At 71.4% G+C, this 12,154-nt stretch carries 12 protein-coding genes and 1 rRNA gene; 10 read left to right on the top strand and 3 right to left on the bottom strand.

The features are described from left to right. The first annotated feature begins 148 nt into the window (after positions 1 to 148). The 9 genes from rrf to ACWCWD_RS12460 all read left to right on the top strand — a co-directional run bounded on the left by rrf (position 149) and on the right by ACWCWD_RS12460 (position 7,346). Positions 149 to 265: ribosomal RNA gene (gene rrf, locus ACWCWD_RS12500) — 5S ribosomal RNA — on the top strand. Positions 266 to 336: 71 nt separating this feature from the next. Then, a complete protein-coding gene (locus ACWCWD_RS12495; RefSeq protein WP_450772346.1) occupies positions 337 to 981 on the top strand; it encodes an HAD family hydrolase in 645 nt (214 codons plus the stop codon). A 41-nt stretch (positions 982 to 1,022) separates the two neighbouring features. Beyond that, positions 1,023 to 2,228 (top strand): MFS transporter, encoded by a 1,206-nt coding sequence (locus ACWCWD_RS12490; protein ID WP_450772345.1) that lies wholly within the window; start codon positions 1,023 to 1,025, stop codon positions 2,226 to 2,228. Then, the gene (locus ACWCWD_RS12485) at positions 2,197 to 3,369 is read left to right on the top strand and encodes an acetoin utilization protein AcuC (protein ID WP_450772343.1); all 1,173 of its coding nucleotides are present in this window, start codon (positions 2,197 to 2,199) and stop codon (positions 3,367 to 3,369) included. Before ACWCWD_RS12490 ends, ACWCWD_RS12485 begins: the two co-directional genes overlap by 32 nt. A 126-nt stretch (positions 3,370 to 3,495) precedes the next feature. Next, positions 3,496 to 4,311 (top strand): phosphatase, encoded by an 816-nt coding sequence (locus ACWCWD_RS12480; protein ID WP_450772341.1) that lies wholly within the window; start codon positions 3,496 to 3,498, stop codon positions 4,309 to 4,311. A gap of 128 nt (positions 4,312 to 4,439) precedes the next feature. Beyond that, entirely contained in the window at positions 4,440 to 4,652 is a 213-nt protein-coding gene (locus ACWCWD_RS12475; protein WP_014046653.1) for a helix-turn-helix domain-containing protein, read from the top strand. A 110-nt stretch (positions 4,653 to 4,762) separates the two neighbouring features. After that, positions 4,763 to 4,861: a 30S ribosomal protein bS22 gene (locus ACWCWD_RS12470; protein ID WP_003948845.1), complete on the top strand. Its 99-nt coding sequence runs from the start codon at positions 4,763 to 4,765 to the stop codon at positions 4,859 to 4,861. Positions 4,862 to 5,114: 253 nt separating this feature from the next. Beyond that, on the top strand, positions 5,115 to 6,212 hold the full coding sequence (locus tag ACWCWD_RS12465) for an NAD-dependent epimerase/dehydratase family protein (protein WP_450772340.1): 1,098 nt from the start codon (positions 5,115 to 5,117) through the stop codon (positions 6,210 to 6,212). 15 nt (positions 6,213 to 6,227) lie between these two features. Next, complete coding sequence (locus tag ACWCWD_RS12460) at positions 6,228 to 7,346, top strand: lysophospholipid acyltransferase family protein (RefSeq protein WP_450772338.1); 1,119 nt, start codon at positions 6,228 to 6,230, stop codon at positions 7,344 to 7,346. 129 nt (positions 7,347 to 7,475) lie between these two features. Here ACWCWD_RS12460 and ACWCWD_RS12455 read toward each other — a convergent pair whose 3' ends face one another. From ACWCWD_RS12455 to ACWCWD_RS12445, 3 genes are all read right to left on the bottom strand, one after another. Next, positions 7,476 to 8,708 (bottom strand): DUF5667 domain-containing protein, encoded by a 1,233-nt coding sequence (locus ACWCWD_RS12455; RefSeq protein WP_450772337.1) that lies wholly within the window; start codon positions 8,706 to 8,708, stop codon positions 7,476 to 7,478. A 249-nt stretch (positions 8,709 to 8,957) separates the two neighbouring features. Next, complete coding sequence (locus ACWCWD_RS12450; protein WP_450772336.1) at positions 8,958 to 9,803, bottom strand: ECF subfamily RNA polymerase sigma factor, BldN family; 846 nt, start codon at positions 9,801 to 9,803, stop codon at positions 8,958 to 8,960. Between the two features lie 697 nt (positions 9,804 to 10,500). Further along, entirely contained in the window at positions 10,501 to 11,445 is a 945-nt protein-coding gene (locus tag ACWCWD_RS12445; RefSeq protein ID WP_450772334.1) for an HAD family hydrolase, read from the bottom strand. Between the two features lie 233 nt (positions 11,446 to 11,678). Here ACWCWD_RS12445 and ACWCWD_RS12440 point away from each other — a divergent pair, with 233 nt between their 5' ends. Continuing rightward, on the top strand, positions 11,679 to 11,954 hold the full coding sequence (locus tag ACWCWD_RS12440) for a glutaredoxin family protein (RefSeq protein WP_450772332.1): 276 nt from the start codon (positions 11,679 to 11,681) through the stop codon (positions 11,952 to 11,954). The last annotated feature ends 200 nt before the right edge of the window (positions 11,955 to 12,154 follow it).

Genomic DNA, 12,154 nt, shown 5'->3' with positions numbered 1-12,154 from the left:
TTGATAGGCCAGATGTGGAAGCCCGGTAACGGGTGGAGCTGACTGGTACTAATAGGCCGAGGGCTTGTCCTCAGTTGCTCGCGTCCACTGTGTTGGTTCTGAAATAACAACCGCCGTGTTTATATCCGGTTGGTTAATTTCATAGTGTTTCGGTGGTCATTGCGTTAGGGAAACGCCCGGTTACATTCCGAACCCGGAAGCTAAGCCTTTCAGCGCCGATGGTACTGCAGGGGGGACCCTGTGGGAGAGTAGGACGCCGCCGAACAATTTTTCCGGGAGACCCCCGTGCCTTGTGGCACGGGGGTTTTCTGCGTTCTGAGCGTCTAGGCTCGAACCATGCGCTACGAACTGGTCATCTTCGACAACGACGGCGTGCTCGTCGACAGTGAGCCGATCTCCAACACGATCCTCGCCGCGTACCTGACCGAGCTCGGTCACCCCACCACGTACGAGGAATCCCTCCGCGACTACATGGGATCCGCCGTGCACCGGGTGCACGATCTGGTCCTGGAGCGCACGGGCGGGAAATTGCCCGACGACTTCGAGACGACGCTCAACGCCAGGCTGTTCGCGGCCTTCCAGGAAGAACTCGCCGTCGTCCCCGGAGTCGAAGACGCGCTGGGCGTCCTCGTCGCGGACGGGGTGGACTACTGCGTGGCCTCCTCCAGCAGCCACGAACGGATTCGCGTCAGCCTCCACAAGGCCGGGCTGGACCAGTGGTTCGAGGAGGAGTGGATTTTCAGCGCGGAGGACGTGGGCCGCGGCAAGCCCGCCCCGGACCTGTTCCTCCACGCGGCCCGCTCGATGGGCGTCGCCCCCGAGCGGTGCGTCGTGATCGAGGACAGCCCGCTCGGCGTCGAAGCGGCCAGGGCGGCGGGCATGGACGTCTACGGATTCACCTCGATGATGCCGGCTGACCGGCTCACCGGAGTGACCGGGCACTTCTCCGACATGGCCCAACTCCCGGGATTGCTTGCCTGATCCGTCTACCCACGGGTAGATCCTGGCCCTACGCTCCCGCCATGACAGAAGCGCGGTTGCGGCACGGCAGGGGTTCGTTGGCGTTCAGCTTCTTCGTGCAAGGGGTGACCTTCGCACTGCTGGTGACGCGTATCCCCGCCATTCAGGACCAGTACGGGATATCCGACGGGCTGCTGCCCGTCTTCCTGGCCGCCGTGCCGATCCTCGCCGGGGTCGGCAGTGTGGTCACCGAGAAGGTGGTCGCGCGGGTGCGGCCCGGGACCGTCCTGCGCTGGGCGCAGCCCCTCGTCATGCTGGCCCTGCTCGGGGCCGGTGCGGGCGACGCGGTGTGGCACGTGGCCGTCGCGCTCGCTCTCTTCGGGCTCTCCGTGGGGGCGCTCGACGCCTCCATGAACATGATGGGCGTCAGCCTGCAGCGGGCTTACGGCCGCAGCATCATGCTTGGCTTCCACGCGGTGTTCAGCCTCGGCGGGATCGTCGGGGCCTCGCTCTCCTGGGCCGGGGCGCACTGGGACCTTTCGCTCCTCGTCTCGTACCTCCCGGCGGTCGTCGTCCTGCTGCCGGCCGCGCTGATCGGCAGCCGGTGGTACGCTGAGGGCCTCGCCGCGGGGAAGGAAGCCGCGGGTGAGGACAAGGCCGCGGGGGTCTCCGTCCCGTTCCGGCTGCTGCTGCCGCTCTGCATGGTGATGTGCTTCGCGTACATAGGTGACTCGACGGTCTCCAACTGGAGTGCCAAGTACCTCCAGGACGTGCTGGGGAGTTCGGAGCAGCTGTCGACGGTCCCGTACAACGTCTACATGGTGACGACGCTGCTGGGGCGGGCCGTGGGGGACTTCGGGGTGCGGCGGGTCGGGGCGGCGGCCGTGGTGTGGGCGGGGTCGGTGGTGGCGGCCGTCGGGTTCGGGGTGGTGGCGGTCGCGCCGGACCCGTGGACCGGAATGGCCGGGTTCACCCTGCTCGGGTTCGGGCTCTGTGTGATCGTGCCGCAGACCTTCGCGGCTGCGGGGCGGCTGTTCCCCGGCGCGAGCGATGTCGCGGTGGCACGGCTGAACATCTTCAACTACGTCGGGTTCCTGGTCGGTTCGCCGCTCGTGGGGGCGCTCGGTGACGCGTGGAACTACCGCGGGGCGATGGTGGTGCCGATGGTCCTGGTACTGGTGACGCTCGTGTACGCCCGGTCGTTCGGCGAGGACGGGGCCCGATACGGTGGCGGGCATGAGCGGGCGCGCACGGTTGATGTGGGATGACGCGGTAACGGGATACGACTTCGGGCACAGCCATCCGATGGACCCGGTCCGCCTGGCCCTGACGATGGGGCTGGTGCGGGCGTTCGGGCTGGACGAGGCCGTGGACGTGCGGTCGGCGAAGGCCGCGGGGGACTCCACGCTGCGGCTCGTGCACCGGGCGGACTACGTGGCGGCGGTACGGGCCGCCTCGGCCGACCCCGCTGGCGCGGACCGGAACTACGGGCTCGGGACCATCGACGACCCCGCCTTCGCGGGGATGCACGAGGTCTCCGCGCTCATCGCCGGGCTCTCCGTGGGGGCCGCCGAGGCCGTGTGGCGAGGGGAGACCGCGCACGCGGTCAACTTCACCGGCGGGCTGCACCACGCGATGCCCGGGGCGGCCGCCGGTTTCTGCGTCTACAACGACCCGGCGCTCGCCATCGCCCGGCTGCTGGAGCTCGGCGCCGAGCGCGTCGCCTACGTGGACGTGGACGTGCACCACGGTGACGGGGTCCAGGCGGCGTTCTGGGACGACCCCCGGGTGCTGACCGTGTCGCTGCACGAGCATCCGCGCACCCTCTTCCCGCACAGCGGCTTCCCGCAGGAGACCGGCGGTGCGGCGGGCGAGGGCGGGGCGGTCAACGTGGCGCTGCCGGCCGGGACGGGCGACGCGGGGTGGCTGCGGGCCTTCCACGCCGTGGTGCCGGAGCTGATCGAAGACTTCCGGCCCCAGGTGCTGGTGAGCCAGCACGGGACGGACACCCACTTCGAGGACCCCCTCGCCCATCTGGCGGTCACGCTGGACGCGCAGCGGGCGGTCATGGAGGCCTGCCACGAACTCGCGCACGCGTACGCCGAGGGCGGGCGGTGGGTGGCGCTGGGCGGCGGCGGGTACGCCGTCGTCGACGTGGTGCCGCGCTCCTGGACCCACCTCGTGGGGGTCGCCGCGCACCGGCCGGTGGACCCGGAGTCGGTGATCCCCGCGTCCTGGCGGGACGAGGTCCACGCGCGCACCGGGCAGCCGGGACCGGAGCGGATGACGGACGGCCGGACACCCCGCTGGCAGCCCTGGGAGTCGGGTTACGACCCGGTGGATCGGCTGGACCAGGCGGTGCTGGCGACGCGTCGTGCCGCGTACCCGCTGCGTGGCCTGCTCGCCTGAACAAGGCTGCGCAGCAACGGGGGTGACGCTGCGTCGGATGAGCAGTCGATGTCGGCGTTACGCCAACGGTGCGGCAGTCGCGGGGTTTTGGCCCCCGCCGGTGGCCGGTACGGCAGCATGGCACGGGTGTTGAGCACCGGGGCGCTGCGCGCCCATCTGCTGGCGGCCCGGCTGGCGGGGCCCGTCGCGACCTCGCGCGAGAGCAGTCTGCGCAGCTATCGGCTGTTCGCGGCCCAGGACCCGCGGGCGACCCTGGGCGTCCGCCCCGAGGGGGTCTGGGGCGAGCGGGAGGTGCTGGGGCTGATGGCCGAGCGGTGCGGGGTCTCGGGCGATCCCCGGCGCGTTTCGGGGGCCGACACGATCGACCCGGAGCGCACCCTCGCGGGGCTGGACGCGTTCGCGGAGCGGCTCGCCGAGGTGGCCGCGCGGCGGGCTTCCGTCCTGTTCGGGACCGGGCACCCGGAGCGGCTGACCGGGTTCTACGCCGGGCTGGCAGACGCCCTGTCGGCGGCCGGCTGTACGGTCCTCACCCCCGCACGGGGCCGCAGTATCGACATAACGACTCGATTCGGCGTACGTGCGCACCGGCTCGATTACGTACGCGGGGTCGCGTTCGTGCGGGAACCCGGCGCGCGCGGCGGACCCGGAGGGCCCGGGGCGCACACCCACTCCCCGCTGCCCGTGCGGGCCGCTCTGGAGAGCGCGGCCGAGGACGCGGGCGGGCTGCCGGAGCTGGTGATCGGCGACCACGGATGGGCGTGCGGCGCAGGTCAGCTGGGCATCGAGGCGATGGGGCCGGCCGATGTGAACGACCCGGCGCTCTTCGTCGGCGAGGCGGAGGGCCGGGTCTCGGTCGCCGTACCCGTGGACGACGCCGTGGCGGCGGAGCACTACCTCCCGCTGACGCGCTATGTGCTCAATCGGGCCCGTCTGTCACAGTAGGCGCCCGATCGCCTCACCTCTTCCCCACTCGCATCACCCGCCCCTAATCTGGGCAGTGAGCGCACAACGACGAAGAGTCACCGGAGGGGAAGCCGGTGCGCGTCGCCTGCGGAAGGTACAGGTGGGTCATGGCTGCTGGCAGCGAGAGACCTCTGAACGAGGTCAAGTTTCTGACCGTGGCGGAAGTCGCCTCGGTCATGAGAGTGTCGAAGATGACCGTGTACCGCTTGGTGCACAGCGGTCATCTGCCGGCGATCCGGGTGGGCAGGTCGTTCCGGGTGCCCGAGCAAGCGGTTCACGAGTACCTCCGCGAATCCTTTGTGGGGGTCGAGTCCGCCTGACGTCTTTCCCTCGGATTACGTCCCTCACCAAGTGACGGGTAGGCTAGGCCGACGTAGGTCGTGTGGGCCCAGACGCCCCGCACCAGGATGAGAAGTGAGCGAGGGTAGTCGTGGGCTCTGTTATCAAGAAGCGGCGCAAGCGGATGGCCAAGAAGAAGCACCGCAAGCTGCTCAAGCGCACGCGCGTTCAGCGTCGCAACAAGAAGTAAGCGAACGCAGTTCGTGCCTCCGCAGCCCCTCCGCCGTCATGGCGGAGGGGCTGCGGTATTTTCCGGCCCGGTTTCCTCCCGGGGGCGCGCGGTGCGGCTTTTCCGGTGCCGTTTTCCGGCTCCGGGCGCGACGAGTTCGTCAAACCCCGCTCCGGGGAACCCGCAGGGAAACATCCACCCGCTACGGTGACCGGCAGAGGACGGCCCTTTTTCGCGGGCGTCCCGCCTCGCGGACCGACGGAAGGCGCTGATCTTGGGGAAGGTCGTGCTCGTCACAGGAGCGGCCCGGCAGCTGGGAGGCCGCTTCGTGCGGCGGGTCCAGCGCGAGCCCGGTGTGGACCGGGTGATCGCCGTCGACGCCACGGAGCCCGAGCACCGCCTCGGCGACGCGGTGTTCGTCCGCGCCGACATCCGGCAGCCCGCCATCGCGCGGGTGCTCGCGGAACACTCGGTGGACACGGTGGTCCACCTGAACGTCTCCGGCAAGGCGCTCGGCGCGACCGGCCGGACCGTGATCAAGGAAACCAACGTCATCGGCACCATGCAGCTGCTCGGTGCCTGCCAGAAGTCACCCACCGTCCAGCGCCTGGTGGTGAAGTCCAGCACCAGCGTCTACGGCTCCGCCCCGCGCGACCCGGCCGTCTTCACCGAGACGACCCCGCCGAAGTCCCTGCCGAGCGGCGGCTTCGCCAAGGACGCGGTCGAGGTCGAGGGGTACGTACGCGGCTTCGCCCGGCGCCGCCCGGACGTCGCGGTCTGCGTGCTGCGCTTCGCCAACATCCTCGGCCCGATGCCGGACTCCCCGCTCGCGGACTACCTCGCGCTGCCCGTACTGCCGACCGTCCTCGGGTACGACCCCCGGCTCCAGTTCGTCCACGAGGACGACGTGGTCGACGTGCTGGGCATCGCGGCGGGCGAACCCCGGCGGGGCACTCTCAACAGCGGCACCTTCAACATCGCGGGCGACGGGGTGCTGCTGCTCTCGCAGTGCGCGCGGCGCCTCGGCCGGCCGACGGTCCCGGTGCTGCTGCCGGCCGTCACCTGGGTCGGCACGGCGCTCCGCGCGGTCGGCATGACGGACTTCTCGCCGGAGCAGATCCGGCTGCTCACCCACGGCAGGGTCGTCTCCACCACGCAGATGTACGAGACGCTGGGCTTCCGCCCCGGGTTCACCACGGCGGAGACCTTCGCGGAGTACGCCCGCAGCCGCGGCCCCGGGCTGCTGCCGCCGGAGACGGTGGGCCGCGCGGTCGACCGCCTCGCGGCGCTGCCGCTCGCCGGTCCGGCCCGCCGGAGCCGGCCGGCCGTCCCGACGACGGCACAGACGCAGACGACGCACGGCGCGAGGTAGAGGAGCGCATCGACGATGGCGGACGCCAAGGTCATTCCGTTCGACGACGACCGGTCCCGGTCCCCGGGCGCGGGCGGGTCACGCTCCGCGCGACGCCGTACCGGCTCCGGCAACGGCCCGGCCGCCGGGCGGCCCGAGGGCACCGCGGCGCCCGTGAGCGCGCTGCCGGGCGCCCAGGTGCCCGGACAGGGACGCACGGGCACCGAGCCGCCCCAGGACCCGCCCCGCCCCCAGGAGGGGACAGTGGGGGCAGCGGCGCGGGAGGAGCGGGAGACGCGCGGGAGTACGGAGCGCGGCGACTGGGACCGGCGGATCGCGGGCGGACTGGCCTTCCTGCGGAGGCGGGTGACGGGCGATTACGAGGTGGACGAGTTCGGCTACGACGAGGAGCTCACCGACCAGGTCCTGATGTCGCTGCTGAGGCCCCTCGCCGACAAGTACTTCCGCGTCGAGGTGAAGGGGATCGAGAACATCCCGAAGGACGGCGGCGCGCTCGTCGTCGCCAACCACTCCGGGACCCTGCCGCTCGACGGGCTGATGCTCCAGGTCGCCGTGCACGACCACCACCCGGCCGACCGCCACCTGCGGCTGCTCGCCGCCGACCTCGTCTTCCGGCTGCCGGTCGTCAACGAACTCGCCCGCAAGGCCGGACACACCCTGGCCTGTGCGGAGGACGCCCAGCGGCTCCTCGAACTCGGCGAGATCGTCGGGGTGATGCCGGAGGGCTTCAAGGGACTCGGCAAACCCTTCGGCGACCGGTACAAGCTCCAGCGCTTCGGCCGGGGCGGGTTCGTCTCCACCGCGCTGCGCGCCGGGGTACCGATCGTGCCGTGCTCGATCGTCGGCGCCGAGGAGATCTACCCCATGCTCGGCAACGCGAAGACCGTCGCCCGGCTGCTGGGCTTCCCGTACTTCCCGGTCACCCCGACCTTCCCCTGGCTCGGCCCGCTCGGCATGGTGCCGCTGCCGACGAAGTGGACCATCCAGTTCGGCGAACCCATCCCGACCGACGGCTACCCGCCGGAGGCGGCCGAGGACCCGATGCTGATGTTCAACCTCACCGACCAGGTACGCGAACAGATCCAGCACACGCTCTACAAACTGCTGGTGCAGCGCCGCTCGGTGTTCTTCTGAGCCGTCCCGGAAGCGGCCGGCCGCAGCCCGAGGGGGCGGGCGTCCGGTGTCGGTCCGGATGCCCGCCCCCTCGGACCGGGCGGACGGAGCTACTGTCGCGACACGCCATCGAGCGTGTCGCGACACGCCCTACTCGTCCGCGTCCTCCGCGCTGATGCCCAGGCCGGGGAGGAGACCCGGCAGCAGCGGCGGCAGGGTGACGTCCGGAGTGGCGGAGCTGTCGGCACCGCCCGGGACGTCGGAGCCGTCCGAGCTCGACGGCGTACCGGAGTCGTCCGTCGGCAGGCCGTCCAGCAGGCCGCCCGTGCCACCGCCGAGGAGACCCTCCGACGACTCCGGCGACGCCGAACCCGAGGGCGCGGGGGAGCCGTCCTTGGCCGAGGCCGCGGAGGAGGGCGCCGACGAGGGCGCGGTGGAGGGAGAGGTCCGCGAGGAACCGCCCTCACGCCGGGGAACCCCGGACCGCTCCGAGGTGCCCCCGACGCTCCTGTCCGGCGTGCGCGGCAGCAGCGACTCCAGCGGCGCGACCTCTTCGTCTATGGCCGCCAGCACCGAACTGACCTTGTCCCCGACGTCGGTGAGCTGGACGGGCAGCTTGTCCCGCAGGCTGCTCCAGCTGTCGCGGTGCGAACGGGAGAACGAGTCCAGGGTCTGGATGGGCCCCAGGGTGCCCTCGCGTTCGTACGCGGCGTGCAGCAGCCGGTGCCCCTCGGAGGCGTCGTGCGACATCCCGCTGAGGGCGCGCCGGATCTCGCCCAGCGACTCGTGGTCCAGGTGGCCGGAACGGCCGCGCTCCATCAGGCGGCGCGCCTCGCTGAGCCGGGTCGAGGCCTGGTCGAGGAAGGCCTCGCCGCGGTCGGTGTCGCTGTCGGCCATGGAGCGCTGGATGTCCTCCATGCCCCGCTTGAGGCCGTACAGCGAATCACCGGGGAGGGCGTCGGAGCTGGCGGCGGCCACGCCGCCGAACGCGCCCGCCGCGACACCCACGGTCAGCCCGCCGGCCGTGAGCCCCTTCGCCCAGCGGGAGCGGGGGCGGAGCTTGCGGAGCGGGGAGGCCCGGTGGGCCCCCCTGGGGCGTTGCTCGGGCACCGTAGGGCCCGTGGACGCACCGGCATCGGCGACCTGGGCAAACATCGCCTCCATGGCGGCGACGAGCTGGGCTCGCTGCACCACTTTGACTTCGGGATCGAACTGCGGCGACGGCAGTTCACCGAGGCCGTTCGCCAGGGCCAACAGTGCTCCGTGGTCGGCCTGTTCGGCCGGCTCCTCGGGCTGTACGGCCGCCGCACCCTGGGGGGACTGGTCCTCCAGGGCCTGGGCGAAGGCGTTCGCCCGCCGGTGTGCCGAAACGTTTGCGATCACTGGCGGCACCTCCTCTCGTCATGACGGTCGACTCCCCTGGGGGTCCGGAAGGTTGTACACCCGGAGTCGATGCCACTCGATGGAGTGAGTGACGCCGGTCGAGGTGTAGCTACAGGGGGCCTGCATCCGGCACAACGAGCGGCGCGGCACTTGGGTTACGGACGAAAGATGATCGGACCAGTGCGTCATGAACGTGACAGGCCGGACGGCGGAGCCGCGCCCTGCCGTGCCGGTCGGCGACGGGCCGCGTCAGCGGGCGTCGTCCGGCAGAAGACGGGCGAGCGTGCGCACGGCGCGGTACTGGAGGGTCTTGATCGCGCCCTCGTTCTTGCCCATCACCCGCGCCGTCTCGGCGACCGAGAGCCCTTGCAGGAACCGGAGTGTGACGCACTCCTGCTGCTGTGGGTTGAGCCGCCGCACGGCCTGGAGCAGCGCGGCGTTGGAGAGGGACTCCAGCACGGAGTCCTCGGGGGAGCGCTCGACCTCGTTGGCGTCGAGCATCTCGCCGGTGGTCACCTCCAGCCGGAAGCGGCTGGACTTGAAGTGGTCGGCGACGAGGTTGCGCGCGATGGTGACCAGCCAGGCGCCGAAGTCGCGGCCCTGCCAGGTGAAGGTGGAGATGCGGCGCAGCGCGCGGAGGAAGGTCTCGCTGGTGAGGTCCTCCGCCGTGGCCTTGCCGCCCACGCGGTAGTAGATGTACCGGTACACGGTGTCGCTGTACTGGTCGTAGAGGCGGCCGAAGGCGTCGGCCTCGCCGGCCTGTGCGCGCTCGACGAGGTCCATCATGCGCGCGCTGTCGCTGTCGGCGGTCGGGCGGCGCACGGTGGGGGCCGACGCCGATGGTGCCGACGACGACGACGCCGCCGACGATGACGCGGGCGGGGTGGAGGATGCGGCCGAGGCGGCACGGTTGCCGCGTCTTCCGACCACCGCACCGCGTTCCGCCAGGGCATAGCAAGGACCGGCAGGTGCGGGTGCAGGGGTGGCGAGCGCGGGTACGGCGTACGCGGTGGGGACGAAGCCGCGCAAGCGGTCGAGGACCGTTGCACGCAGCGTAGCCAGGCCCGAGGCGTCAACCCCGACGTGTGGGTACACGGGACTCCCAGAGGCAGAGCTTCCATCACGAGCAGTTCGAAAGCCGTCACCTTTTGTAGGGGGTGGCGGGCTCCATCATGCGTTTGAGGAGAATAACGCTTCGTACAGGCGGCACTACACCGAGTTGCTAAAATCACCGGTTGCGTCAGTTCTCGTACCGCTCGGTGACTATTGCGATCGCAGATGGTGACCAGTTATTGATCGAATTGCTTCGCGATCTGTCCCTGCTCGGTACCGGTTGTGGTCGCTCGCCGTCCGTCGGCCCGGTGCGGGCCGGGCGGCGCGGGGGTTGTGGCGGCCTCCCGCCCGGGGCGGTCCTCCCGGGCGGTCCCGGGCGTGGCCCTGCTCGATCGCGTCCGCTCCGAGGGGGAGTGCGGGGCGCACAAGGGCGCGCGGGCGGAGTGTTCGGAGGGGGCCGCCCAGGCGCACAGATGTCCGTGCCGAGAGCCGTTCCCGACGGCCGCCGACGGAGGTGTGCCCGGAGGTCGTGCGTATGTGCGGAGGGGCCGGCACGTGCGGGGGCGGGCGCGCGGAGGGGCGGGTGCGCGGAAGGGCGGGTGCGTGGAGGTGCGGACGCGCGAACGCCCGCGCGCACGGCCGTTCGGCGGGGCGAACGGAGGGTGGGCGCGGGCGGGGCAGCGGGTGGTGCGGGGCGGGCCGGCGGGTCAGCGGGTCAGCGGGTCAGCGGGTCAGCGGGTCAGCGGCGGCGGCGGTGCAGGGCGACGGCGGCGACGGTGCCGCCGGCCAGTGCGCCGACCCCGGCGGCGGCCGGGAGCGCGACCTGCGCGGCCTTGCGCCCGGTGCGGTAGTCGCGCAGCCGCCAGTCGTGGGCGCGGGCGTGCTTGCGGAGCTTGGCGTCGGGGTTGATCGCGTAGGGGTGGCCGACCAGCGAGAGCATCGGGATGTCGTTGTGCGAGTCGCTGTACGCGGCACAGCGCCCGAGGTCCAGGCCCTCGCCCGCCGCCAGGGCGCGTACCGCCTCGGCCTTGGCGGGGCCGTGCAGCGGTTCGCCGACCAGGCGGCCGGTGTAGACGCCGTCGACGGACTCGGCGACCGTGCCGAGGGCGCCGGTGAGGCCGAGCCTGCGGGCGATGATCGTGGCGGTCTCCACCGGGGCGGCGGTGACCAGCCAGACCTTCTGGCCGGCGTCGAGGTGCGCCTGGGCGAGGGCGCGGGTGCCGGGCCAGATGCGGTCGGCCATGTACTCGTCGTAGATCTCCTCGCCGATGGACATCAGCTCGGAGACGCGGTGTCCCTTGACGATGGAGAGCGCGCTGTCGCGGGCGTCCTGCATGTGTTCCGGGTCTTCCACACCGGCCAGCCGGAACCACGCCTGCTGCCAGGCGAACCGGGTCAGTTCGCGGCGCTGGAAGAACTTCCGCTTGTAGAGGCCCCGGCCGAAGTGGAAGAGGGCGGCGCCCTGCATCACGGTGTTGTCGAGGTCGAAGAAGGCGGCGGCGCGGTCGTCGCCGGCCACCGGGAACACGGGTTCTTCGGGCGCGCCCCGGTCCGCTTCGAGGAGGGTGTCGCCGTCCCCGTCCAGCGTCGCCTTGCGGGCGGCCTCGGCCGCCGCCTCGCCCGCCAGCACGCTCCGTGCGGTCGCGGGGCGCCTGCGAGGTGTGAGCCATCCAAGAGAGGCCATGCGGCGAGCATAACCATTTCGCCGGGCTCTTCTTGTCCTGTCGGGTTCCGTGGACGTGAACTCTCCGGGGCCCGGCCGTTGCGCGGAGGTGCGGGGCGGGGTTTTCGGCCGTGTCGCGCCGTGCCGTGCCGTGCGCCGGCGGTGTTGCCGCACCGCCGAGCCCGTGCCCGGGCGGCGCGGAAAACGGTGCGCGGTGGTGTCGGTACGGGGCGCGACGGGCGGAGAATGGGGGGATGAGTGCCCTGCTGCGTCGTACGAAGAAGAAGCCCGCCGACCGGGTCGTCACGCTCCTCGGGAAGCCCGGCTGTCATCTCTGCGAGGACGCGAAGGCCGTGGTGGACGCGGTGTGCGCGGAGACCGGTGCCGCGCTGGAGGAGAAGGACATCACGCGGGACGAGGCGCTGTACGCGCAGTACTGGGAGCAGATCCCGGTGGTGCTGATCGACGGGGAGCAGCACACCTTCTGGCGCGTCGACCCGAAGCGGCTGCGTACGGCACTGGGTGCCTGACCTTCTTCTCGTCGGGCGGGCGCCGTTCGGGGCCGGACACGGCACTGGGTGCCTGAGTCAACGATTTTCGCGTACCATCATGGGCGTTTTGAGTGGTCTCGGGGGCTTGATCATGAGGAGTGTGTTCGGTTTTGCCCCCTTCGAACCCGCAACGGGTTGATGCGATCCGTGGTTCCGGGATCGGGCGGCGAATTCGCGTG

This window comes from Streptomyces sp. NPDC001493, from assembly GCF_053597235.1.
Note: the sequence above shows the minus strand (reverse complement) of the source record. Positions and strands in the feature narration are given on the sequence as shown.